Source organism: Vibrio sp. 1874, assembly GCF_033344395.1.
Classification (GTDB): domain Bacteria; phylum Pseudomonadota; class Gammaproteobacteria; order Enterobacterales; family Vibrionaceae; genus Vibrio; species Vibrio alginolyticus.
This window is the reverse complement of the sequence record NZ_JAWPOR010000002.1, coordinates 194,097-220,178: the sequence shown is the minus strand read 5'-3', so window position 1 is coordinate 220,178 and position 26,082 is coordinate 194,097. Positions and strand designations below refer to the sequence as shown.

General features: G+C 44.4%; 21 protein-coding genes. 15 read left to right on the top strand and 6 right to left on the bottom strand.

Annotation, left to right across the window (positions count from 1 at the left end):
- Positions 1 to 56: 56 nt before the first annotated feature.
- The 4 genes from ppsA to tyrS all read left to right on the top strand — a co-directional run bounded on the left by ppsA (position 57) and on the right by tyrS (position 5,721).
- Positions 57 to 2,429 (top strand): phosphoenolpyruvate synthase, encoded by a 2,373-nt coding sequence (gene ppsA, locus R8N46_RS04995; RefSeq protein WP_005373822.1) that lies wholly within the window; start codon positions 57 to 59, stop codon positions 2,427 to 2,429.
- A 170-nt stretch (positions 2,430 to 2,599) separates the two neighbouring features.
- On the top strand, positions 2,600 to 3,379 hold the full coding sequence (locus R8N46_RS04990; protein ID WP_005373824.1) for a hypothetical protein: 780 nt from the start codon (positions 2,600 to 2,602) through the stop codon (positions 3,377 to 3,379).
- A gap of 193 nt (positions 3,380 to 3,572) precedes the next feature.
- A complete protein-coding gene (locus R8N46_RS04985) occupies positions 3,573 to 4,379 on the top strand; it encodes a response regulator transcription factor (protein ID WP_025767978.1) in 807 nt (268 codons plus the stop codon).
- A gap of 82 nt (positions 4,380 to 4,461) precedes the next feature.
- A complete protein-coding gene (gene tyrS / locus R8N46_RS04980; protein ID WP_318098362.1) occupies positions 4,462 to 5,721 on the top strand; it encodes a tyrosine--tRNA ligase in 1,260 nt (419 codons plus the stop codon).
- 107 nt (positions 5,722 to 5,828) lie between these two features.
- On the opposite strand, the gene R8N46_RS04975 is transcribed toward tyrS, so the two are convergent.
- Both R8N46_RS04975 and R8N46_RS04970 read right to left on the bottom strand, forming a co-directional pair.
- Entirely contained in the window at positions 5,829 to 6,863 is a 1,035-nt protein-coding gene (locus tag R8N46_RS04975; protein ID WP_054730624.1) for an ABC transporter substrate-binding protein, read from the bottom strand.
- A 137-nt stretch (positions 6,864 to 7,000) separates the two neighbouring features.
- Positions 7,001 to 7,360: a DUF6559 family protein gene (locus R8N46_RS04970; protein ID WP_054865478.1), complete on the bottom strand. Its 360-nt coding sequence runs from the start codon at positions 7,358 to 7,360 to the stop codon at positions 7,001 to 7,003.
- A gap of 167 nt (positions 7,361 to 7,527) precedes the next feature.
- Between R8N46_RS04970 and R8N46_RS04965 the strand changes: the two genes are divergently transcribed.
- Positions 7,528 to 7,782, top strand: coding sequence for a hypothetical protein (locus tag R8N46_RS04965; protein WP_005387084.1), 255 nt, complete (start codon positions 7,528 to 7,530; stop codon positions 7,780 to 7,782).
- Between the two features lie 101 nt (positions 7,783 to 7,883).
- Here the strand turns inward: R8N46_RS04965 and R8N46_RS04960 are convergent, their stop codons facing one another.
- Entirely contained in the window at positions 7,884 to 10,292 is a 2,409-nt protein-coding gene (locus R8N46_RS04960; RefSeq protein WP_115386504.1) for a beta-mannosidase, read from the bottom strand.
- A 303-nt stretch (positions 10,293 to 10,595) separates the two neighbouring features.
- Here R8N46_RS04960 and R8N46_RS04955 point away from each other — a divergent pair, with 303 nt between their 5' ends.
- Positions 10,596 to 12,182 (top strand): BCCT family transporter, encoded by a 1,587-nt coding sequence (locus R8N46_RS04955; RefSeq protein WP_005373846.1) that lies wholly within the window; start codon positions 10,596 to 10,598, stop codon positions 12,180 to 12,182.
- A gap of 62 nt (positions 12,183 to 12,244) precedes the next feature.
- On the opposite strand, the gene R8N46_RS04950 is transcribed toward R8N46_RS04955, so the two are convergent.
- Complete coding sequence (locus R8N46_RS04950) at positions 12,245 to 12,973, bottom strand: UTRA domain-containing protein (protein WP_115386502.1); 729 nt, start codon at positions 12,971 to 12,973, stop codon at positions 12,245 to 12,247.
- 210 nt (positions 12,974 to 13,183) lie between these two features.
- Between R8N46_RS04950 and R8N46_RS04945 the strand changes: the two genes are divergently transcribed.
- The 9 genes from R8N46_RS04945 to R8N46_RS04905 all read left to right on the top strand — a co-directional run bounded on the left by R8N46_RS04945 (position 13,184) and on the right by R8N46_RS04905 (position 23,706).
- On the top strand, positions 13,184 to 14,251 hold the full coding sequence (locus R8N46_RS04945) for an ABC transporter substrate-binding protein (RefSeq protein ID WP_005373851.1): 1,068 nt from the start codon (positions 13,184 to 13,186) through the stop codon (positions 14,249 to 14,251).
- A 12-nt stretch (positions 14,252 to 14,263) separates the two neighbouring features.
- Positions 14,264 to 15,088 (top strand): alkaline phosphatase family protein, encoded by an 825-nt coding sequence (locus R8N46_RS04940; RefSeq protein ID WP_005373854.1) that lies wholly within the window; start codon positions 14,264 to 14,266, stop codon positions 15,086 to 15,088.
- The gene (locus R8N46_RS04935; protein ID WP_115386501.1) at positions 15,085 to 15,975 is read left to right on the top strand and encodes an ABC transporter permease; all 891 of its coding nucleotides are present in this window, start codon (positions 15,085 to 15,087) and stop codon (positions 15,973 to 15,975) included. The genes R8N46_RS04940 and R8N46_RS04935 overlap by 4 nt, the downstream gene beginning before the upstream one ends.
- Before the next feature lie 2 nt (positions 15,976 to 15,977).
- Positions 15,978 to 16,766, top strand: coding sequence for an ABC transporter permease (locus R8N46_RS04930; protein WP_115386500.1), 789 nt, complete (start codon positions 15,978 to 15,980; stop codon positions 16,764 to 16,766).
- Positions 16,763 to 17,782, top strand: a complete 1,020-nt coding sequence (locus R8N46_RS04925; protein ID WP_005373862.1) for an ABC transporter ATP-binding protein — start codon at positions 16,763 to 16,765, stop codon at positions 17,780 to 17,782. The genes R8N46_RS04930 and R8N46_RS04925 overlap by 4 nt, the downstream gene beginning before the upstream one ends.
- Positions 17,783 to 17,784: 2 nt before the next feature.
- Positions 17,785 to 18,444, top strand: a complete 660-nt coding sequence (locus R8N46_RS04920; protein WP_005373864.1) for an HAD family hydrolase — start codon at positions 17,785 to 17,787, stop codon at positions 18,442 to 18,444.
- Between the two features lie 192 nt (positions 18,445 to 18,636).
- Entirely contained in the window at positions 18,637 to 19,293 is a 657-nt protein-coding gene (locus R8N46_RS04915) for a TetR/AcrR family transcriptional regulator (protein WP_021707693.1), read from the top strand.
- Positions 19,280 to 20,608 (top strand): efflux RND transporter periplasmic adaptor subunit, encoded by a 1,329-nt coding sequence (locus R8N46_RS04910; RefSeq protein ID WP_115386499.1) that lies wholly within the window; start codon positions 19,280 to 19,282, stop codon positions 20,606 to 20,608. Before R8N46_RS04915 ends, R8N46_RS04910 begins: the two co-directional genes overlap by 14 nt.
- On the top strand, positions 20,605 to 23,706 hold the full coding sequence (locus tag R8N46_RS04905; protein ID WP_115386498.1) for an efflux RND transporter permease subunit: 3,102 nt from the start codon (positions 20,605 to 20,607) through the stop codon (positions 23,704 to 23,706). The genes R8N46_RS04910 and R8N46_RS04905 overlap by 4 nt, the downstream gene beginning before the upstream one ends.
- Positions 23,707 to 24,213: 507 nt before the next feature.
- On the opposite strand, the gene R8N46_RS04900 is transcribed toward R8N46_RS04905, so the two are convergent.
- Both R8N46_RS04900 and R8N46_RS04895 read right to left on the bottom strand, forming a co-directional pair.
- Entirely contained in the window at positions 24,214 to 25,053 is an 840-nt protein-coding gene (locus tag R8N46_RS04900) for a DNAase (RefSeq protein ID WP_213972249.1), read from the bottom strand.
- A gap of 170 nt (positions 25,054 to 25,223) precedes the next feature.
- Complete coding sequence (locus R8N46_RS04895) at positions 25,224 to 26,072, bottom strand: DNAase (protein ID WP_318098367.1); 849 nt, start codon at positions 26,070 to 26,072, stop codon at positions 25,224 to 25,226.
- Between the last annotated feature and the right edge of the window lie 10 nt (positions 26,073 to 26,082).

Here is a 26,082-nt window from a genome sequence, read left to right as displayed (position 1 = left end):
ATTGTTTAGATCGATTTAAGTCCCCCTACTAAGCTGCAATGTTTCTGGAGAAAGACATGCAAAAGAACACCCTCTGGTTCAATGGCCTATCCATGGATGATGTCGACAAAGTCGGCGGTAAGAATGCTTCACTTGGCGAAATGGTTTCTAACCTAGCAAACGCAGGCGTTTCTGTACCAAATGGTTTTGCGACAACCTCATACGCGTTTAACCAATTCCTTGACCACGAAGGTTTGGATGAGCGTATTCACCAATTACTCGATGAACTAGACGTTGAAGATGTAGAAGCTCTGCGTAAGACAGGTGCAAACATTCGTCAATGGGTATTAGAGGCCCCTTTCCCTGCGGACCTTGAACAAGAAATTCGTGAAAATTACCAAGAACTGATCGAAGGCAATCCTGAGCTTTCAGTCGCAGTTCGTTCATCTGCTACGGCAGAAGACCTACCTGATGCTTCTTTTGCTGGTCAGCAAGAAACGTTTTTGAACGTGAAAGGCATCGACGCAGTACTAGAAGCAACTAAGCACGTTTACGCTTCTCTATTTAACGACCGTGCGATTTCTTACCGCGTTCACCAAGGGTTCGACCACCGTGGCATCTCGCTATCTGCGGGTATCCAACGTATGGTGCGTTCAGATAAAGCCTCGTCGGGTGTTATGTTTACACTAGACACTGAATCGGGTTTCGACCAAGTTGTCTTCATCACCTCTTCATGGGGTCTAGGCGAGATGGTCGTTCAAGGTGCAGTAAACCCTGACGAGTTCTACGTTCACAAGCCAATGCTTGAAGCAGGCGAACACCCAATCGTTAAGAAAACATTTGGTTCTAAGTTGATCAAAATGATCTACTCAGATAACCAAGAAATCGGCAAACAAGTTGATATCGTTGATACTTCTGATGAAGAGCGCAACACGTTCTCATTGAACGACGACGAGATCAAAGAGCTCGCAAAACAAGCAATGATCATCGAAAAGCACTATCAGCGTCCAATGGACATTGAATGGGCAAAAGATGGCATTGATGGCAAGCTGTACATTGTTCAAGCGCGTCCTGAAACCGTATGTTCACAAACGGAACAAAACGTGATTGAGCGCTACGAGCTACAAAACAAAGCGGATGTTTTGGTTGAAGGTCGTGCAATCGGTCAGCGCATCGGTAAAGGCGTGGTTCGCTTGGTTGACTCTCTGGACCAAATGTCATTAGTCCAAGAAGGTGACGTGCTAGTTACAGACATGACTGACCCAGATTGGGAACCAGTGATGAAAAAAGCATCTGCAATCGTAACCAACCGTGGTGGCCGTACTTGCCACGCTGCCATCATCGCTCGTGAGCTTGGTATTCCTGCAATCGTTGGCTGTGGCGATGCGACAAGCAAGTTAACCGATGGCGCAACCGTGACCGTATCTTGTTCAGAAGGTGAAACGGGCTACGTTTACCAAGGTGAACTTGAGTTTGACGTAAAACGCTCTTCTGTTGATGAACTGCCACTGCTACCAACAAAAGTGATGATGAACGTGGGTAACCCTGATCGCGCGTTTGACTTCGCACAAATTCCAAATGAAGGTGTTGGTCTTGCTCGTCTTGAATTCATCATCAATAAGATGATTGGTATCCACCCGAAAGCATTACTTAACTTTGATGCACAAAGCGATGAGCTAAAAGCAGAAATCACTCAGCGTATTCGTGGTTACAAAGATCCTATCGATTTCTACGTAAGCAAGCTGACAGAAGGTATCGCAACCATTGCTGCGGCATTTTGGCCGAAACGCGTTATTGTTCGTATGTCTGACTTTAAGTCTAACGAATACAGCAACTTGGTTGGCGGTAAAGCATACGAACCGCATGAAGAAAACCCAATGCTTGGCTTCCGTGGCGCGTCTCGTTACATTTCTCCAGTGTTTGAAGACTGCTTCGAGCTAGAAACTCAAGCAATCAAACGCGTTCGTAACGAAATGGGTCTGAAAAACGTTGAAATCATGATCCCATTTGTTCGTACACCAAGCGAAGCAGCATCAGTGATTGATTTGCTAGCGAAGTTTGATCTGCGCCGTGGCGATCAGGGTCTTAAAGTCATCATGATGTGCGAACTGCCATCCAACGCGGTCCTTGCCGATGAGTTCTTGAAGTACTTTGATGGCTTCTCGATTGGCTCAAACGACATGACTCAGCTAACGCTTGGACTTGATCGTGACTCTGGCGATGTTGCACATCTATTTGATGAGCGCAACCCAGCGGTTAAGGTGATGCTTCAGATGGCGATTGATGCGGCAACAAAAGCAGGCAAATACGTTGGTATTTGTGGTCAAGGCCCATCAGACCACGACGACTTAGCGGAATGGCTAATGGATCAAGGTATTAGCTCTGTATCACTAAACCCAGATACGGTTATCGATACTTGGTTAAAACTCGGTAAAGTTAGCAGCAAGTAACACACGATAAACTCTAGCCCTCACACTCCACTTGTGAGGGCTTTGTTATTCACACGTCATTTCACAATCAGTTCGTGATTCCTCTCTCAAGTTCGTCATTTAGTCAATTTCATTATCAAAGTCTGATGACCTAAAATGAATGGTATATCGATAACTCCAGAGAGAATTTGATGAAAAAGCCTATCGCACTCCTTACTACATTGATGCTCCTGGCATCCCCTGCTTATGCCGATTGGGATGAAATTTCCAATAAAATGTCTGAGCTTGGCGACGCAGTTTCTGATACTGCACAAGATGCTTGGGACGACACCAAAGCGTTTTCAAAACAAGCGTGGCAAGATTTCACGAACTGGTCCGAGGAAGCGATCAATACCGCAGGCGAATGGACAGAAGCCAGCATCGAGAAAAGCAAAGAATGGATAGATGCTGCCGACAAAAAAATTGATGAGCTGATGGAAGGCGATACGCCAGAAGAAGCTCGCCAAGCCGTGGACTTAATGGCAGATAGCGCTTTGCTCAAGTTATTTAATGAAAAGCCGGAGGCAAAAGCTATTTACGACAACGCGTACGGCTACGCGGTCTTTGATTCTCGTAAATTATCTTTGCTGTTTCACACCAACTCAGGGTCAGGAGTCGCAGTGAATAAGGAAACAGAAGAACGCACTTATATGAATATGTTTGGTTTGGGCGTTGCACTTGGGGCTGGCGGCAAATTTTACCAACAAGTGGTTCTGTTTGAGAGCAAAGAAGACTTTGATACGTTCGTCAACGAAGGATGGGAGGCCACAAGTGAAGCCTCTGCTGTTGCGGGCGAAGATTCAGAGCAACTTTCAAAACAATTTAACAGCGGCGTCGCCGTCTATCAGTTGAACGCTAAAGGTTTGCTCATCGATGCTAACGTGTCTGGTTCTAAATATTGGGTTAACGAAGAGCTCACTAACTCGCAGTAATGCATAGCAACTAATCGCTTAAATAAAACCGTTGTTATGCACCCTTATCAATAAGTTAACGGGGATATGATTCCTCAAAACTGAGCACTTACGCAACTTTCTCTATGGAAGTCACCAGAAGATGGCGACTTCCCTTTCTCGTTGGATTGCTTTTGGTTATGCTTGCGCAAAACCACCTGCAATTCGGTATCCCATGCCTGACAATAACTTTAATAATCTGCTAGCAGAAGCAATTTCTGCTCTTAACACGCCTAACTTTACTCCTAAACTTATGCGTGTCATTCGCACTCTTTTTCATTTTGATTGCGCAGTTATTTTAGGTTACCGAGAAGGTAAACATCCTATTTATCTCTACGACTCAATTGAGAACGAGCGAGAGTTACTTTTTCAACGCTACCTTACTGACTCATTTCAAAATGACCCTTTTTTTCTCAAACTAAACGAGACAAAGCAACAAGGCGTATTTACGCTCAAAGACGTGGCGCGTAAAGGCGTTGATTTTACTTCCTACTGCGAACAGTTCTACCATCAGACCGGGTGGAAAGACGAACTGAGCATGCTAGTCGAAGTTGAATCTGGCCGTTGGGTCATGCTGTACTTCGGGTATATGAATGATGGAAAATACTTTTCTCAGCAACAAATCAATAAGCTAAAGCCCTATTTCCCGATAATTCAGTCGCTTTGTCAGCAGCATTGGAAACAAACGGAATTTACCTTTTCTGAGCCTGTTTTTGCACAGAGTGCTTATTCTGGCAGTATGCGATTAGCCATTGAGCAAGCTTTAGCAACGTTTGGCGTAGAATCACTCACCCGTCGCGAACAAGAGGTGGCTTCGCTTCTCGCTCAAGGGTTTGACACCAAAGAAATTGCCGCGCGGTTACACTTAGTTCAAGGCACGGTCAAAAATCATCGAAAGCGAATTTACTCGCAATTAAATGTGTCTTCATTGAGTGAGTTATTCCAGCTTTTCCTCAATCACCTCATTCTCCATTCAAGATAAAAAACTGTCCCTTAAGGGATATATCGAGAAAAGGTGTCGCGTTTTAGTCTGAATGTAACAACCACTAAAACAGACAAAAAGAATGACGACACCATTACTGCAAGATATACAAGATCGCGGCTTGATTGCACAAGCCAGCGATTTGGAAGAAATTCAGACACTTCTCTCACAGCCACAAACCGTTTACTGCGGCTTCGATCCTACAGCTGGCAGCTTACATATCGGCCACCTCGTGCCTTTGATTATGCTTAAGCGCTTTCAAGATGCCGGACACCAAGCTGTTGCCTTGATTGGCGGTGCAACGGGCATGATTGGCGACCCAAGCTTTAAAGCGACTGAGCGCAGTCTGAACTCAGAGGAAATCGTCTCAGGCTGGGTTAACGATCTTTCTAATCAAATTCAGCAGTTGATGAATCACCAACTGGCCAAGCCGATGATCATGGTAAACAACGCTGACTGGATGAAAGCGATCAATGTGATCGACTTCTTCCGCGATGTGGGTAAGCACTTCTCAATCAATACTATGGTCAACCGAGAATCGGTAAAACAACGCCTGCAACGACCTGACCAAGGTATCTCCTTCACCGAATTTAGCTACGCCCTACTGCAATCGTACGATTTTGCCGAGCTAAACCGTCGATACGGTTGCCGTTTGCAAATCGGTGGCAATGACCAATGGGGAAACATCGTCAGCGGGATCGATTTAACTCGCCGTCAAAATGGTGAGCAAGTATTTGGCTTAACTCTGCCGCTGATCACCAAATCCGATGGCACCAAATTTGGCAAAACCGAAGGCGGTGCAGTATGGCTAGATCCTAGCAAAACCTCTCCTTACGCGTTCTACCAGTTCTGGCTTGGCGCAGAAGACGCCGACGTTTACCACTTCTTGCGTTACTACACATTCTTGAGCTGCGAAGAAATTGCCAGCATTGAAGCGCAAGGCCAAGCAAGCCAAGGTAAGCCACAAGCACAACGTATTCTCGCTGAAGAAATGACGCGATTTGTTCATGGCGAAGAAGGCCTAGCCAGTGCCGAGCGTATCACTCAAGCTTTATTCAGCGGTAATGTGCAACAACTGAGTTTGGGTGAATTAAAACAGTTGGAGTTGGATGGTTTACCAAGCATTGAGAGCACACAACAAGATTTGGTTGAGCTGTTGATTGAGTCGGGCTTAGCAAGTTCGAAGCGTGTTGCACGCGAACACATCAGCAACAACGCCATCAGTGTAAACGGTGAAAAAGTGGCGGCTGATAACCCGAGTTTAAGCTTCCCACTGTTTGATCAATATTGGTTACTGCAACGCGGTAAAAAGCACTTCTGCCTCGTAAAGCGTGCCGCGTAGCAACACTCGCAGTACAAAACCTATAAAAAAATTCCCCTCACCACTTTCGTGATGAGGGGAATCCAAATTTGAACGATTTTAAGCCTAACAATAGGCAAAGACGTTGCTTATTGCGTTCTTAAACGTTGCCAGTACTTTTCGTAAATCGCTAACGTTTCTGCGCCAACATCATTAATAAACTCGCCTTTTTTCAAGTCTTCTGATGAAGGGAAAATAGTACGGTTGTTTTTCAACTCTTCTGGCAATTTGTCACGCCCAGCGTTCGTTGCCGACGCATAACCCAAACTGGTCACGATTTCCGCTTGGTTCTCTGATTGGTACATGAAGTTAATAAATTTATGCGCCAATGCTTTGTTTTTACTGCCAGACGGAATAGTGAAGTTGTCCATCCACAATACCGCGCCCTCTTCCGGCATCACGAACTTCAGCTCAGGCATTTCAACCTGTCCTTGGAATGCGTTGCCGTTCCATTGCATGCCGACCGATGTTTCACCGGACACGTAAGGGACTTGCGGCGCATCTGAGTTGTACAGTAATACGTTGTTTTTCAGCGCGACTAGAGAATCAAAAGCCTGCTCGATTTCTGCTTCGTCTTTTGTGTTCACGCTATGGCCATTTTTCTTCAGCGCCATACCGAACACATCGCGAACGTCATCAATCAGCATGACTTGTTGTTCGTATTGAGACTCCCATAAGTCTGCCCATTTGGTCACTGGTTGCTCAACCATGGATTCGTTGTAGCTGATCCCGGTAATGCCCCAAATATAAGGCAGCGAGTAATCATTTTTAGGATCGTGCGCTTGGCCAAGTAAACCGTCCATTGTGTCTTGCATGTTTGGCACTTGAGCGTGATCTATTTTCGAAAGCAGCCCTTCTCGCCCCATTTTTTCAATGAAGTACGCAGAAGCAAAAACCACATCGTAGCCAGAACCTTTTAGCAATTTTAGCTTGGTGTACATTGATTCATTATTCTCAAAAGTCGAATAATTAATCGTAATGCCTTCTTGTTTTTCAAACGCTTTTAACGATGCTTCCGGCAAATAGCCACCCCATGCATAAACGTTCAACGTTTTGCTATCTGCATGAGCAAACATGCTGAGCACAAGAGCACTCAGCCCCAATCCTTTGATGATTAATTTCATGGTATGCAATCCAACCAGTCCAGCGACGCGCTGGGATTCGGGTGCATAATTAGGTAATTGTTACCCAATTGAAAGAAAATTTAATTAATCTTTAACAGCAAAAATATTTATCGAATTTATAAAATTAACGCATGTTTTTAATAGCGACTGTGCATACCAAAATGATGAGACATTCCATCTTCCATTCGGCCACCTTTCCAGCCACCAGAACCGAGTAAATTAAGCACATCTTGAGCGGTATAATCGACACCAGCGAAGAAGTCATGCGCCACGTCTGAGCGTATTGCTTGCAACTCTGGTTGGTTTTCCAAATCAAGATCTTGCGGATCCGCATATAATGCCAACGCAATTTTTTGTTGGCACGCGCTTAACTCGCTGGTGCTCGTCTTTACCTGACCAACCGAAAAGTAGTCACGACTGCCGTATCCCACCACCAATCTGGTACTCATTAGTTTAATCACTTTCTTAATGCGGCGACGTTGTATAAATCTCAACATGTTTTGTTATTCCTGTATTAAGTTGGCTATGGTCGTATTCTTTTGTTCGAATTAAAACACTCTGTTTTATCCGCGAAATTTCTCTAGCGCTTTTCGCGATGATCGGTTGTATAATACGAACCTGAAATATTTTGTTACGTTACCTAGGTAACCCCTGAGACTGCAACATGAACAACAGCAGATGGGTCGGCTTTATAGGCGGCACGATTGTCTTACTTAGTACCTTTATCCTCTTCGGATCTTCCGTCCACGCTGCTTGGTACCGAATCCCTGCGGAAGCCATTCATGGTATCGCCTTCACTTTGGCTTTTGGTTTAGGGTTAAACAGCCTGCTGGCGTACGCGACGGCAGTGATTACTCTTGCTGCACTATTCTACATTGGCTTTGTCGTTAGCTATCGGGTCCATCAGAAACTTAAATAGTCTTCTGTCTCAACCTGAGCTTAATAACGGATACTTGGTAACTAAAAAGGGAGCAAACGCTCCCTTTTTAGTTATCAGCATGTAGATGTTCTATGCCCGCTTTAATCATTAAGGTGGCATACCCTCAACGACTGCTGCATACCTGAAACATCATCACCTAAATACTCAACCGTCATTGGAACGTTGACCAACAGAGTAAAACTGGAGTCACTGAATCTTCCATCAGCATCACTCTCCAAATGAACAAAAAACGCAGGCTTATCCGCAATCAATGTAATTTTCCTCCCTTCAATAGAGACACCTATATTGGCTTTCGCTATCGGCAAGGTTTTTAGCTCGTGAGTACTAAACCATGTGTTGCTTATTCTGTCTTCACCGATTTGCGCTTCAACATAGAAGAAGCCTGACGTAAGTTCGTCCTTCTCGATCGATTCATCCAATTGCCACAAAATCGTATTGCTGTCTGCTATGACTGTTTGTTCTAAGCTCCAACATTGCTTTTCTTCCCCTTGCCAATCTACCCACTTAAGCAGTACGTTGACGCTTGCGGACTCTTTGGCATCATTGAGCAAATGTAGGCTCAACTTGCCTGTATGCTCGGAAAATACCAAATACTGTGGCGCAAAAAATCGCTTCGCATGGTAGTGCAACTGCTTCCATCGACCACTGTATTCCAAACTAGACCAAGAACTGACAGGCCAATTGTCGTTGAGTTGCCAGTACAGCATGCCGCGACAAACTGGAGAAATGGCACGCCAATGATCGCATGCAGTTTTGATCGCGATTGCCTGCTGAACTTGACTTAAATACAGCATGCTCTCGAATCCAGAGGGAAAACGAAAATAGCGCGTGAACATCTCTGTGATAATACTATTACCTCGAAGGTTCTTCTGATGTTGTTCGAAAGTTGGGGATGTAATATTCCAGTCTTGCTCAGGGACAAACCGCTTAACTTCAGCAAAAGATGGCCAAGATTGAAAACCAAACTCAGAGCAAAAACGAGGATTCACGTCAAGGTAGGCACTGAATGATTTTCCTGAATGCCAAACGTCCCAAAAGTGCATATCGCCTTTACTATCATCATGCCACGCATCACCGAAATCCAGTTCACCATTACATGGGGAACTTGGCCAGAAACGGCGAGTGCTATCTTGCTCGGTAATCTCCTTCTCAATCATGCGGTTGAGGCGATCGTAGTTAACCGTGTATTTGACTTTACTGCGCTTAGATTCGTCATACCAACCAATAGCTCCAATCACTTCATTGTCACCACACCAAAGTGCGATTGATGGGTGCTCCTTGAGCCTCGGGATTTGGAATCTAAGTTCTTCTTCTACCTCTTTTAAAAACTCGTCGTTTGATGGGTACAACGAGCAGGCGAACATCATGTCTTGCCACACCAACAAGCCAAGTTCATCACAAAGGTTATAAAAGGTTTCACTCTCGTACTGACCACCGCCCCATACGCGAATCATGTTCATGTTGGCGTCAACCGCACTTTGCAAAAGGTTGCGATAACGTGTTTCGTACTCTCGCCCCGGCATTGCGTCAATAGGGATCCAGTTGGCACCTTTAGCATTAATCGGTACGCCATTGACGATAAATTCCATTGCAGAGCCGTGCTCATCAGCTTGGTTATTTAGGGTTAACTGACGCAAACCAATGTTGTGCGTTAACTTTTGCTCTCTGCAAGAAATGGTAATGGGATAGAGATACGCTTCGCCATAACCCGATGGCCACCAGCGTTGAGGCTCCAAAATGTGGAACTGGCAATGATAGTGACCACTTCCTTTTGTTTGAATACATTGACGCTCACCATTAAATTCAACCATCATTTCATGGCGTTGACTGTCCGTTTCCACTTCAACTACTACATCAAGAAACACACTCCCATCGGCTTGCCATTGCTGCTCTGTCGAGAAGCCTTTGAGCCAAAGCTCATTCACAATGTCGATTTGAATGGGGTCGTAAATACCCGATACCATCAAGCAAATGCCCCAGTCCCATCCGGAATGGCATTGTGTTTTGCGGATCAAGTTCATGTGTGGAATTTGGTTGTTGCCCATTGCCGATGGAATAGGAAATGGCAATTTTTTTGCTCTTGCGATACCTTCTAAATCCACCCGAGCAAACTCAACCCGAATCGTGTTAGTACCTTGCTTTAAATGCGGTTTAATATCCACACGTTGCTGGGTAAACATGTTGCTGCAAGTTAGTGCTAACTCACCATTAACATAGAAGGTTGCCAAGGTATCGAGACGAGTTAGCGTCATCCAAATTTGCTTGGCAGACAACGTAAACGCGTCGACTTCAAACTCACGTGAGATATGCCACTCACACTCTTCAATCCATCGAACTTTGTTTTCATTATCGGCAAAATAAGGATCTGGAATCTGCTCTGCTTGTAAAAGCGCCGACACATTATCGCCCGGAATAAACATCGGAATTTCAAGATCGGGACGCTGTGGCGAGGTAAGCATCCACTGCCCGTTAAGTTCGAAGTGAGCCATTGAGTTAAACCTTAGCTTGGGAAAAACATGTTTTCTCAATGTAATCCTGATAATCCCATGCAAAAATAAGGGAAATGTTAATTACATACGAAATGCGGTGCATTTCACGTAAAAACTCTTTCTTTTGATCTCTACCCAAAAATCAGCAACTTGACTAACCTGTTAAAAATTAATCGAAATCTAAGGTTATATTTGCAACTTCGACATGTTAACATCATCGGCTTTTTGAACATCCTCACACTTTTCGTTGAAACGATGTGAGGGGAAATGCACGGCTTCATAGCCCTAAAAAGCGAAGTAATTATGTCAAATATGACGAATGCCGCCTCCCACACAGCGCCTATTCAGGATGCTGACTATTCTGCTATTCATCCCCCATCTTTACTCAAGCGCCTCGAACTCACCAATCCTGTCTTTTGGTTAAGTGGTAGCTTCCTCACTCTATTCGTTTTACTTGCTCTAACGAATACCGACTCTCTAACCGCAATGGTTAACACCGGCTTCGGCTTTGCTACTAAATATTTCGGAGCTTACTGGCAAGTACTGCTTCTTCTGAATTTCCTAATTGGTTTGGCTCTTGCGTTTGGTCGCACTGGTTATGTGCGCCTAGGTGGTCTAGCGAAACCTGATATTGATAACTTTAAGTGGTTGTCAATCGTACTCTGTACTCTACTTGCAGGTGGTGGTGTGTTCTGGGCCGCAGCTGAGCCTATCGCGCACTTTGTGACTGCTCCGCCTCTATACGGGGAAGCCTCACCGAAAACTGCCGCAATCAATGCCCTATCTCAGTCTTTTATGCACTGGGGCTTCTTAGCTTGGGCGATCCTTGGTGGTCTATCTTCCATTGTCTTAATGCACTTGCATTACGATAAAGGCCTGCCTCTTAAGCCGCGTACTCTGCTTTACCCTGTGTTTGGTGATAAAGCCATTAAAGGCTGGATTGGTGATGTTGCTGACGCATGTAGCATCATTGCAGTAGCAGCAGGAACCATCGGTCCTATCGGCTTCTTAGGTTTACAAATTAGCTACGCGCTAAACTCATTGTTTGGCCTGCCAGATACGTTCGTAACGCAAAGTATGGTTATTATGGCGGCGATCCTGATGTATACCCTTTCCGCACTGAGCGGTTTGAGCAAGGGTATTCAAATCGTCAGTCGTTACAACATCATTTTGTCTGTACTATTAATTGGTTACATCCTGTTCTTCGGGCCGACAAGCTTTATCGTTGATGGCTACGTGCAAGGCGTTGGTCGTATGGTGGATAACTTCTTCCCTATGGCACTTTACCGTGGTGATACGGGCTGGCTAAGTTGGTGGACAGTATTCTTCTGGGGTTGGTTTATCGGTTATGGCCCAATGATGGCGATCTTTATTGCTCGTATCTCTCGTGGTCGTACAATTCGCCAATTAATCATGTCTATTAGCATCGCGGCACCGCTGATTACTTGCTTCTGGTTTAGTATCGTTGGTGGCAGTGGCCTTGCGTTTGAACTTGATAACCCTGGTTTGATTTCATCTGCGTTTGAAGGCTTTAACTTGCCTGCAGCACTGCTAGCGATTACTGGTGAATTACCTTACCCAATGATCATTTCGGTTCTTTTCCTGATCTTAACGACAACATTTATCGTGACGACGGGTGACTCGATGACTTACACAATCAGTGTAGTGATGACGGGCTCAACAGAACCAAACGCAGTGATTCGCTCGTTCTGGGGGCTGATTATGGGTATTGTCGCTATTGCGCTTATCTCAATGGGCTCTGGTGGTATTTCTGCATTGCAGTCTTTCATTGTGATTACCGCCGTACCTGTGTCTTTCATTTTGCTGCCAAGCATTTGGAAAGCACCCGGCATTGCAAGCAGAATGGCGAAAGAGCAAGGCCTCGTTTAAACCGCCTCTCTAACCAATATGCGAAAAAGAGCCCTTCATTGGGCTCTTTTTAATTCTGCGCTTTATCCTACGCTATCAATGCGAATCATCACTGCGTCTGGACGCCAATACTCGAATTCGCAGTCCATTAAATGCCCATCTTGTTTGTAGTTTACCCGCCGAATTTTCAGAACGGGTTGTCCTTCAACTAGGTTCAACGCCTTAGCGACATGAGCAGGAGCTGACGTGGGAATCACATCAAAACGAGAGCGCTTTGTCTCGTAACCATACTTCTCACGATAAATGCCCGTCAGGGACATGGTGAGGTTCTCAGACAATATACCCTCAAACAGTGCCGCTTTGAGCACGTTCTCAACAAACAATACCGCTCGCCCATCAATAAAACGTAACCGTTCAATTACATAAATTGGGGTAATTCGCTCCACCTCTAACGATTTGGCATACTCACCTGCGGCCATTTCACTTCGCACGTTGAGTAACTTAGTTTCTGCAATACGATGCTGCTCTCGAATCATCTGATGGAAGTGAGAACGAGACAACGGGTTGTAACAGATACGCTCAGGAGATACATACCAACCCCGGCGCTCTTCTCGATAAATAAGACCTTCCGTTTCTAAAGACACCAACGCATCTTTGATAGTGATTCGAGTTGTAGAAAACAGCTCACTGAGCTCTCTCTCTGACGGCAGTTTTTGTCCTTCCGACATGATGCCGGAAAGAATCTGCTGTTTTAAGCTGCTTCTAATTTTTCCTAATTGGGTACCAAATTGTCCGGTGCCTGTCGCTCTCATTCTGATCTAGTCCAAGGATAATTTGACGAATAACATAAGGCGTTTACGTAACAAAAATATGACATTAATCAACAGAACACATACTGAACGTATGAAATATAAGTGCCATATAAAATCAGCAAAACTGTCAAATTACTTGCGCTAAATCGTCACATTCCATCCATAGCATACAAAGCGAACTTACTGACCTAGTCCAGAAGGATGGAGACAATGAAAACTTTGCTAAGTCGTTCAATTACCGCACCAGCGGCAATCATTGCGGTAACGCTCGCTACGCCAACAGTAGCGAAAGAAGCCGATATTGAATCTTTGGTAGCAGCAGCACAAAAAGAAGGGGCGGTTTACAGTGTGGGTATGCCTGACAGTTGGGCAAACTGGAAAGACACTTGGGCTGATTTAAAGTCAAATTACAACCTTAAGCACCAAGACACGGATATGAGCTCGGCTCAAGAAATCGCAAAATTCGAAGCTGAGAAAAAAAACGCGACCGCAGACATTGGTGACGTAGGCTTTGCCTTCGCACGTGTAGCGGTTAAAAAAGGCGTCACTCAGCCATATAAACCAACAACTTGGAATGACATCCCAGATTGGGCAAAAGACGAAGATGGTCATTGGGCACTTGCTTACACTGGCACTATTTCTTTTATCTCCAACAATAACCTCGTAAAAGACGCGCCAAAAACGTGGGATGACCTATTAAAAGGCGACTACAAAGTGACCGTAGGTGACGTAGGCGTAGCAGCACAGGCAAACAACGCGGTTCTCGCCGCAGCGTTCGCCAACGGTGGGGACGAATCCAACCTCAAGCCTGCGCTCAAATTCTTTTCTGAACTCGCGAAGCAAGGTCGTCTTTCATTTACCGATCCGAACATCGCCAACCTAGAAAAAGGCGAAGTGGAAGTGGCGATCATGTGGGACTTCAATGCATTGAACTACCGCGACAAAATTGACCGCGACCGCTTTACAGTGAGCATTCCTCAAGATGGCTCTGTGATTTCTGGTTATACAACCATAATCAATAAATACGCGAAGAACCCTAATGCAGCAAAGCTTGCTCGTGAATACATCTTCAGCGATCAAGGGCAAATCAACTTAGCAGAAGGTTATGCGCGTCCAATCCGCACCAACATCACACTGCCTCAAGCAGTGCAAGACAAGCTAATTGCTAATGACCAATACAGCAATGTTCACCCAGTGACTGACTTCTCAGCTTGGGAAAAGTCCGCACGTAAGCTGCCACGTCAATGGCAAGAAAGTGTCTTAATCCACCAGCAATAAGAGTAAGTCGTTATGAGCAATAAGGTCATCCTTGTTGTTCTAGATGGACTGAACTATCAGGTAGCCCGTGATTGCATGGGCTACCTCAATGGTCTTCTAGAACAAAGTCGTTCCCAACAAGAAACTCGCGCAACGCTTTATCCTGTGCAGTGTGAGCTGCCCTCTATGTCTCGCCCACTTTATGAGTGCATTTTAACGGGCGTTCGCCCTGTAGAAAGCGGCATCGTAAACAACAATATCGTTCGTCTATCCAAACACGATTCCATTTTCAGTTTGGCAAAAGCCCAAGGAAAAGTGACCGCTGCGGCTGCCTACCACTGGGTAAGTGAGCTTTATAATCGCGCGCCGTTTGAACCTGTTCGCGATCGTTTCACGCATGATGAAACCCTGAATATCCAGCACGGCTGCTTTTACCATTGGGATCATTATCCTGATGAAGCCTTGTTCCTGGACGCAGAGTATTTACGCCGCAACTATCAACCTGATTTCTTACTGATCCATCCGATGAATATCGACGATACAGGACATAAGTTTGGCCTAGACTCTCGCCAATACCGCAATTGTGCGCGAGGTGCAGACATTATTCTTTCCAACTACATCGATCAATGGCTTGCTGATGGGTATCAAATCATTGTGACTAGCGATCATGGCATGAACAACGATCTTTCTCACGGTGGGATTTTACCTGAAGAGCGAGAAGTTCCCCTGTTTGTCATTGGTGATAAGTTTACCCATCAAGATTGTCATATTAAGCAAACTGATATTTGTGGCACCGTTTGTCAATTGCTAAACCTTGACCACACGAAGCCATACACTCAGGAATTGTTAGCACTATGAGCAGTTCAGTCCTCTCCCCAAGCTCCAGCGAATCACGCTCAAATTTGGCAAGTACTTGGTTAAAGCGCTTTAAGCCAGCCATTTGGTTGGTGCCTTTCGCGCTGTTTTTCTACCTATTTCAACTCGCACCGATGATTTGGGTACTGTTAAACAGCTTTATCTACGATGGCGAGTTTGCCTTCGATAACTACATTGAAGTGCTCGACTCCGCCTTTATGATGCAGGCGTTTGGCAACAGTTTGTGGTTAGCTGTATGGTCGAGCATTTTTGGCTTAGCCATTGCGACTCTGTTGGTCTCTTCTCTACGCAGAGTCGATTCTAAAGTCCGCGACGGTGTGATTGCGTTTACGAACATGAGCAGCAACTTTGCAGGCGTACCTCTGTCATTCGCTTTTATCATTATTTTGGGCACCAATGGGGCGATTACCCTTTTGCTCAAGCAGTATGGCTTACTCGGTGATTTCGACCTTTATGGTAAATGGGGTCTGCTGGCCATTTACATCTACTTCCAAATCCCGCTGGCGGTGTTGTTGCTCTACCCTGCGTTCGATGCGTTGAGTGATGATTGGCAAACAGCTGCTGCGCTACTGGGAGCCAAAACATCACAGTATTGGGCGAAAATCGCGCTGCCAGTGCTCTCACCAGCCTTATTCGGTACCTTTATTATCTTAATAGCCAACGCAATCGGCGCATATGCGAGTGTTTATGCGTTGACCTCCGGTAACTATAACGTCATCACCATTCGAATTGCGAGTCTGGTATCGGGAGACCTGTTCCTTGAACCTAATCTCGCCGCTGCAATTTCGGTGATTCTAATGGTGTTACTTGCCTTTATCACATTGATTAACCAATGGCTCATTTCGAAAAGCTATGCAGGTAGGAAGTAGTCATGCACAACGTTAATACTCGATTCCATAAAACAGTGGTTTATTCCATTGTTGGGATCATGCTCATCCCGATTTTAGCGACCTTTGTCTATTCGCTTTCATCACGCTGGGGCGCCACGGTGCTTCCAGATGGTTTCACTTTTGATTGGTACGTTAAATTGCTGACCGACCCACGCTTTTTGCAAGCGTTTGGGCGTTCGCTGTTTATTTGTATTGCTTCGCTAACCCTCAGTGTGATTCTGGTTCTGCCAGCGATATTCGTGGTGTTTTACTACTTTCCGAAGCTCGATAAGCTCATGAACGTATTGATTTTGCTACCATTCGCTGTACCACCAGTGGTGTCCTCCGTCGGCTTGCTTCAACTTTATGCTGACAGTGAAATCTCCCTTATCGGTACTCCTTGGATTCTAGTAGGTACTTACTTCACCATCGCGTTACCGTTCATGTATCGTGCGATTTCTAATAGCTTCGAAGCAATTAACCTTAACGATTTAATGGACGCTGCACACTTGCTAGGAGCAAGCACAACCAAAGCGTTTTTGATGGTCATTTTACCTAACCTCAAAAAAGGACTGATGGCATCGCTTTTCCTTTCATTTTCATTTCTATTGGGAGAGTTTGTGTTCGCCAATATTTTAGTCGGCACACGTTATGAAACCCTGCAAATCTACTTGTATAACATGCGTCAGACGAGCGGCCACTTTACGTCTGCCTTAGTGATGACCTACTTCCTATTTATTTTTTTACTGACTTGGTTGGCAAGTCGTTTCAGCCGAGGAGTCAAACAATGAGCTACGTAACAGCGAAAAATCTGACTAAACGTTTTGGTGATAACACCGTATTTGAGGACATTCACTTTAACATCGAGCAAGGTGAATTCATTACGCTTTTGGGCCCTAGCGGTTGTGGTAAATCGACACTACTTCGCAGCCTTGCTGGGCTTAACCCTGTCGATGGAGGCGAGATTTGGGTAAACGGAGAAGATATCACGCATCAAGTCCCGCAAGAGCGTGGTATTGGGATGGTCTTTCAATCGTATGCGCTGTTTCCCAATATGACCGTCGAAGGCAACATTGCATTTGGCTTAAAAATGAAAAAGCTTGCGAATGATGATATTCGACGTGAAGTGGCTAAAGTCATCAAACTGGTGGATCTGGCAGGTAAAGAAAAACACTATCCGCATCAACTTTCTGGCGGTCAGCGCCAGCGTGTCGCACTCGCTCGAGCGTTGGTGGTGAAACCTCGCATATTATTGCTTGATGAGCCACTTTCTGCGCTTGATGCCAAAATCCGCAAACACCTTCGTCAGCAAATCCGAGACATTCAGAAAGAGATGAATCTCACCACTATCTTCGTAACTCATGACCAAGAAGAGGCGATGATTATGTCTGATCGTATCTTCCTAATGAGTAAAGGGGAAATTGTTCAAGCAGGAACACCTGAAGAAATTTATACTCATCCTGCTAACGAGTTTGTGGCCGGTTTCATGGGGCACTACAACCTTGTAGAGGCCAATAAAGCCAAGCAACTCTTCAACATTGATACCGAATGGAAAGTAGCGATTCGCCCAGAGTCTATATATGTAAAAGAGCAAGGTCGTCAATATGATAGCCACATCTCAGCGCCACAAGTAGGTACGATCACCAACCACCAGCTTCTAGGTAATGTTATTCGCTATCAAGTGAACGTTGAAGAGTGTGAGCTCACTGTTGACTTGCTTAACCGCTCTTCAGAACGCTTACTAGCGAATGGCAGCCAACTAGAGCTACTCTTTAACCTAAACGAAATTCAACCAGTGAGAGCCTAAACATGTCCAAACCTTTGTATGTTTTTGATATGGATGAAACCCTAATAAACGCTGACTGCGCAATGATTTGGAACGAGTTTATGGTTGATAGAGGCATCGCGACTGATCCTTTATTTATTATGGAAGATCAGCGTCTAATGGCCTTGTACTCTGAAGGCAAAATGGACATGGAAGATTACCTAGCGTTCTCCATGAAGCCACTAGAAAACATGCCGATTGAAGAAGTAAACGCCTTGGTTGAAGAATGTGTTGAAAGCCATATTCTGGCTAAACAGTTTCCTCAAGCCAAAACCCTGATTGAGCAACTGTCTCGTGATGGTATAGATATGGTTATCATCTCTGCCAGCGTCACTTTTTTGGTGGAAGCCGTTGGTCGCCGTCTTAATATTCCAACCGCACTCGGAATTGATTTAATCGAGAAAAACAACCGTTATACTGCTGAAATCGACGGTATTCCGAGTTATCGTGAAGGCAAAGTCACGCGATTAAAACAGTGGCTAGAAAATCAGCCTGAGCCTTATTCCGAAATCCATTTCTATACCGATTCAATCAACGATTTACCGCTTTGTGAATACGCGAACTACGCTTATCTGGTAAATCCATGCCCACAACTAAAAGAACACGCCAACAGACCGAATTGGAGTGTGTTAAGTTGGGGGTGATCTAGCCTCAAAAGGCCGTTCTTCCTAAGTAAATACTTTTCTATTTGTTCAAAGAGCAGTTCTTTCTGCTCTTTTTTACTTCTCTTCATCACAAATTAATCACTTGATTAAATACTGATTAATTTTTCACATGTCGCATGAGAAATCAGCGTCTTATAATTAATCAAATGTTTAATATTTTGAGAGAAGATTGTGACGGAAGCGCATCGAAGGGCGGGAAGACCCACAGATAATATCGACGCACGGGAAAAACTGATTTTCCACGCGCGCGAACTCTTCACCATTATGGCTTATGACAAGGTCTCTACTCGCCTAGTCGCGCAGAAAGCAGGCGTGAACGTGGCGATGATTCGTTACTACTTTGGCAACAAAGAAGGCTTGTTCGAGACCATGTTGCGCGAAACACTGTCACCGATGCAAAAGCAGATGCAGACGTTGGTATCCAACAGTAACGAGCAAAACTTTCTCGATCTAATGCGCACCTACTACCGCGAAATGATCAAGGTACCACAGTTCCCACGCTTAGTTGCCCAAGTTATGAATATGCCCCCATCGGAAACCCAACGCAAACTGCTCGAAAAAGTCTTCGCAGATATCAGCAAGCCAATGCAAGGCGTGATCTTTGATAAGTTGATCGACAGTGGCGTTTTACGAAAAGACGCCGACCCTCAACTTTGTCGCGTCTCTTACATCAGCTTGATGGTATTTCCTTTTATGGCACCACCAGCACTGCTCGCCATTCATGGCATTGAACTTTCTGAAGCCTTCTTGAACCGATTATTCGAACACAACATACAACTGATGAAACATGGATTTTTAGACTCGGGCGACCAATATGAAGATAAATAAAAAGCTGCTGTTCTTTCCTGCTCTTGCGGTGGGGGTCGTCATTCTGTTTTTGGCGATTAGCCTCAAACCAGATTTGCCCGTAAAACCCGCTGGAGATCGTGCACGGTTGGTCGAGACGATTCCACTTGAGCTCAAAGCCATTGCTCCAGTAGCCATAGGGTTTGGCAAGATCGCCCCAAAAGTGGAATGGAAAGCGATAGCCGAAGTGACGGGGAAAGTGGTCTACCGCCATCCGCAGCTGGAAAAAGGACAAGTGTTGCAAGCAGGGACAGAAATCTTGCGAATCGACCCACTCGATTACGAACTGAAACTGGTTCAAGCTCAAGCCGATCTCAAATCTGCCCAAACCTCTCTGGCTAAGCTGAACCAAGAAGAAGCGAATCTCAAAAGCACACTCAAGATAGAAGCCAACCGTCTGGTTATCGCCAACAAAGAGTTAGACCGTAAACAAAACCTACGTAAGAAAGGCTTAACCTCGCAATCGGATGTAGATCAGCAAGAGCAAAGCGCGCTCTCTCAACGTAAGTTAGTACTGGATATTGAAAATCAAATTGGTTTGATGCCGGATGAGAAACGAGTCGCGGAAGCCCTAGTTAAAGTTAATGCATCAAAAGTGGATGAGGCCGAACGCTCGCTTGATAAAACCATCATCACGCTTCCTTACGATTTGCGTATTGCTGACGTAGAAATTGAGAAAAAGCAAGTGGTTAACCTCCAACAAACCATGGTGACAGGACATGGTATTGATGTCATGGAAGTGGAAGCTCAACTATCCATTCATGACATGCAAACTTTGGCGGCGAGCATCGGTGAGTTTGTCCGCGATGAATCTGGTATTCCACAACCTGATATGAATGCAATTCATGCCAACATTGAACTCAGCAGCGGTAACCTCTCTGCAAGCTGGCCTGCGAAAGTTGCACGCATCAGTGAAACGGTTGATCCAAGCCAAGCGACTGCCGGTGTGATTCTGGAAATTGAACAAGACTACCGTGCATTAAACCCAACGTCTGCGCCTCCATTGGTGAACGGCATGTTTGTGCGTGCCTTGATTGAGGGACAAGAGAACCCGAGTTGGGTCATCCCAGAGCGTGCGCTTCATGGCGATAAGATTTACCTGATGGGAGATGACAACCGTCTGCAAGTCGTCACGGTTGAAGTGTTATATCGCCGCAATAACCAAGTGGTGATCGATGGTGAACTAGAGCAAGGTCAGAAGCTGATCATCAACGATTTGCTCCCTGCGATTAACGGCATGCTATTGAAAGAGTCACCTGACCAGTCAGAAACGGCTATTGAGGAGTCTGATTCATGATCCGATTCTTCGCCAAGCATCCAACAGCAGCCAACTTGCTGATGCTAACGCTGCTGATATTGGGGATTTCTTCACTTTCCACGATTAAGCGTGAAACTTTTCCTGAGTTTGATCCGCCCTACATCCTAGCTGGTGTGGTTTACCCCGGCGCTTCCCCGCAAGAAGTCGAAGAGAGTATCTGTGTCCGAATGGAAGATGCTGTTGATGGCCTTGCTAACATTGAAGAAACGCAATGTGAAGCGATTGAAGGCTCTGCGCGTCTTATCTTAAAACTAAATGAAGAAGCCGACATCGGGCGCATGCTGGTCGACGTTCAAACTCAGATCAACTCGATTAATGACTTCCCGCAAGAGATTGAATCTCCTGTGGTACAAGAGCTCGATTGGAACGAGCCAGTTGTGGATGTCGCGATCACCGCAGATACCACATGGCCAGAGCTAAAAGCGTATGCCGAACAGCTTAAACGCACGTTAAAAATCGATTACGATGTCTCTTTGGTTGAAGTTGCTGGCTTCTCTGACCACCAATACCGAGTAGAGTTAGACACTCAAGCTATCCGACAACTTGGTTTGAGTGTTGGTGATATTGCGGAGCAGATTGGTCGTCAAAACGTCAAGTTGCCAAGTGGTAATGTCGAAACGCCAGATAAGAACTTTCTGATCCGCTTTGACGAACGACGCGTGACGCCGGAAGAGCTTGAGACTATCGTCGTGGGCTCTGGTACAAATGGCTCAATCATCCGTCTAAGAGATATTGCGACGATTACCGACCGGTTTGAATTGGACGAACAGAAAGTCCTCTTCGATGGTCACCCTTCTGCCCTACTAAAAGTCAGCAAAAACAAAGAAGATGACGCACTGCGTATCAAGGAACGGGTTGCTCAATTTGTCGAAGAACAACAAGCTATCGCGCCAGACGGTGTGATGCTACAAATGACCAATGACCTTTCATCTGTGCTTTGGGATCGCCTGACCATGATGGTCAAAAACGGTTGGCAAGGTATCATTCTGGTTTTCGCCACCATGTGGTTGTTCTTTAGTTTTCGCTACTCTTTTTGGGTCGCAGCTGGTTTGCCCGTAGCCTTCTTAGGTGGCTTATTTTTGATGGCGCAACTTGACCTGTCCATCAACATCATGTCTTTGGTCGGGTTACTCATGGCCATCGGTATCATGATGGATGATGCCATCGTTATTGCCGAATCGATTGCCGCTCACCTCGACCGAGGAGAAGAGATCGATGATGCCGTTATCAAAGGCGTGAAAAAGGTACTGCCAGGGGTCATCTCTTCCTTTTTAACTACGGTGTGTATTTTCGGTAGCTTGTTATTTTTGCAAGGTGAAATGGGTGCGGTACTTAAAGCGGTACCTCAAGTTCTGATCCTCGTACTGAGTTTGAGTTTGGTGGAAGCCTTCTTGATCCTACCTAACCACCTTTCTCATTCACTGCATAAACAAAAGCAAGAGCGAAAGACACCGAAGTTCAAACAAAAGCTGCTCGCTTCTTTTGAAAACTTCCGCAACACCACCTTGGTTAACGCAGTCGATAAGGTGGTCGAGTATCGCTATGCCTTTATGGGTGGTGTGGTTGCATTACTTCTTATCTCCGCAGCCACGTTAGTAGGTGGTTTACTCAAGTTCCAACCCTTCCCTGAGTTGGATGGCGACATTGCAGAAGCGCGCATTATTCTTCCTCCGGGTTCTTCTCTGTCTCAAACGGAAGCCGTCGTCGATAAGATCGTCGCTTCCGCTCAAAAGCTAGATAAAGAATGGACAGAGAAAGTGGAAGACGGCAATCCATTGGTTCTGCACATCACCAGTCAATTCAATGCTAACGCCGACGCGAACGAATCTGGCCCTCACATTGCCACGGTACGTCTGGATTTGCTGGGCGCCGAGAGTCGTAACACACTCATCGATGAATTTATCGATGCATGGCGCGAAGACATTGGTGAACTTGCCGATCCTATCTCGCTGGTATTTAAACAACCGACCATGGGGCCGGGTGGACGAGCGATTGAAATTCGAGCGAAACATGATGATCTGGATGCGCTCAAAGCAGCCTCTATCGACATTCAGCAATACTTGAATGAGTTTGACGGTGTCCATGGCGTGTTGGATGACATGCGCATGGGTAAAGAAGAAGTCTTGGTTAAACTGCGTCCGGGTGCGGAAGCGTATGGGATTAACGGCCAGCTCATCGCCAATCAATTGCGTGCGGCTTTCTTTGGCCAAACCGCAGACGAAATCCAAGTTGGGGTAGAAAACATTTCCATCGAAGTTCGCCTCGATAAAGCGCAAGCCGGTGACTTACAGCAATTGGCAAACTTCCCAATTATCTTGTCCGACGGCAGTCAAATCCCCCTCGCGACCATTGCGACTTTGGATTTCCAACGTAATTACGTAAGAATCCAACGCATTGATGGCTTGCGGACTGTGAGCGTATTTGGCGATATCGATAATACGAAAGCCAACTCAACCGCCATTATTCGTCAGTTCCAACAAGATGAAGCGCCAAAGCTTATGCAAAAGTATCCTGGTCTTCGCTTTGATTTTGAAGGCGAAGCCAAAGATACCGCTGAAACTGGGGCATCAATGGGTAAAGGCTTCTTGCTTGGTTTGTTTGGCGTGTTTGCGATTCTGAGTTACCAATTCCGCAGTTATTTGGAACCATTCGTGGTCATGCTTGCGATTCCCCTCGCCTTTATTGGCGTGGTATGGGGACACATCCTACTCGGTCACTCATTAAGTATGCCAAGTATGATGGGCTTCGTCTCATTAGCAGGGATTGTGGTGAATGACTCGATTCTGTTAGTTCAGTACATACGCCATCATGTGGATGAAGGGGATAATGTACATGACTCAGTAGTCAAAGCCAGTCGGGAACGCTTTAGAGCAGTATTCCTAACATCAATGACCACTGCAGCAGGTTTGCTTCCGTTACTGACTGAAACCAGTTTGCAAGCACAGGTTATCCAACCACTGGTTATCTCCATCGTGTTTGGTATTTTCGCATCCACTCTGCTGGTGTTGTTTATGATCCCTGCTGCGTATGCCATTTTAGCTGACTTCGGCCTAGTTCATAAACACGAAGAAATCTAAAACGACTGATAAGTAAACTTATCAAAATGAACAAGAGCGGCTTAGATCGCTTTTTGTTCAATACCAATACGTTAAAAAACACACAATCACTTAACAAACAGAGGGTTATTGTATCGCATTAAGTGTGAATATGAACAGTTAAGAATTAAGTATGTTGAGTTTTATATAACCGAATCAAATAACCAACACAAGATTTATAATATGTTTTATTGTCAAAAACGGCATTTCACAGAGTAAAAATACACGTAGGCAACACATTCACAATTTAAACTCACGATAATGAAAACATTGATTGAAGAATTAACATTTTAACAATCATTACAACAATGTTAACTTTAGCCTCGTTGGTCGCGCTGGTGGTAAGCCTCTCACCAAGCCTATTGTCAGTTTTATATGGACGTTCGACCACCTCCAAAATGAATAGACACCCAATTTGGTGCCCTTTTTTCGCCCGTGAAAGCATTCTTCGCGGGCTTTTTTCTTTAAGTTAAGTATGAACGCTCTGGATCAACTTTTTTTTGTCAACCTTTCGGATTTGGAGGTAGTATGTGAATCAATAAGCGGAGACAGTGCTAGCAACTCTAAAACATTTTTTTCAAAGATTTCATCCGCGTGTCTTACCCAATCTAAAAACTTTTTTTGAGCAAACATAGGCTCGATTTCATATAAAAATTCAATACTAAAGTAAAACTCATTTTTGATAGGCAAATTGTACACTCTTCGATAGTCTTTTTTATATTCCAAATTTCCTTCTACATATTTTGAAAATGTATTTTCACCAATCTTGATATCTTGGCATTTGATTGGAGGGTAACCACGAAGAAACTCTCCTACAAGGAACTCTTCTTTCGCTCTCTTTTTTTCTTCGTTAATCGGGTCCATTCCCCAACGATGATTTGCGTACGCAATGGCATCATTCATCAACTCTGTATGATCACCTTTTCGAGAGCCGTCAGGTGACTCTACAGCATGATAAAAATCCACGTACTCTTTCTCTATAAATGAAGATAGTTCATTAACACTAGTAATATATTTATCTGAAGATTTAATCCTTAACCGAATATATAAACCACCTTGTTTATTGATTGGTAACAGTGGATTTATTATTTTATTTTGAAAAGAGAAATAAATCGTGGCAAAGTTTATAAACTTTTCATGCCGCTCTACTTTTGAATCAATATTGAATCGTTGTAATTCAATAAAATCTTGGTATACATGACCTCCATATATATTGTTCGGACATTCAAATGATAGTACTAAGTCATCTATCTGGAATACATTATGTAACAAGTGTGCAAAATCTGGTTTCCCTCTAAACCCATCTTTAAAGATTTTGATAAAATTCATATTCATATCTCTTGTTATTTAAATATGTATTGATATTTGTGATAAGCTCTATACTAAATCCATTGGCTTTATATGCGCCATGGCGTACAAAGGTAAATAGACATCCAATTTGATTCATTTTTCTCTCATGGTTACATACTTTGCTAGCTTTTCTTGACACTGACGCTGTGTTACTCAGCCTTAGTTTTTTCGTTCAATCCCTTTACTGCTTTGGCTGTATACGAGTCGATGAGCGGAGACAAATCCAGTAATTCCAATACTTTTTTTTCAAAGGTTTCATCCGCACTTCTCACCCAATCTAAAAACTTCTGCTTAGCAAACATCGATTCGTACTTATACCAAAACTCGATGCTCAGGTAGAATTCATTTTTTATGGGTAAATTGTATACTCTTCGTAATTCACTCTTATACTTAAGATTACCTTCTGAGTATTTTGAGTATTTGTTTTTTCCAACTTCAACTATCTCACACTTTATTGGTGGATAACCACTTAAGAAACCTCTAATTAAATATTCTTCTTTTTCTCTTTTTCGGTTTTCACTTTCTGGAATTTCTCCCCATTGTTTATTCGCACGCTTAGTCAATTCTTTCATCAAGTCTGTATGATACCCCCTCATAGAGCCTTCACTTTGCTCCGGGGCATGATAAAAATCATAATATTCTCTCTCTAAAAATGAGGACAATTGACTAATATTATCAATATCTTCTCCAGTAGATTTAACCCGTAGCCTAATATATAATCCACCTTGTTTGTTAATAGGAAGCAAAGGGTTTAATATTTTCTTCTGAAACAAAAAATATACCGTAGCTAACTTTACAAACCTTTCATGCCTCTCTATTTTTGATTCAACATCGAACTGTTCTAAATTAACAAGATCCTGGTATACATGTCCTTCATATATGTTGTTCGGACACTCAAATAACAGCACTAAGTCATCTATCTGGAACGCATTATGTAATAAGTCAGAGAAATCCGGCTTTCCTCTAAAACCATCTTTACACATTTTAATAAAACTCATATGTCTATCT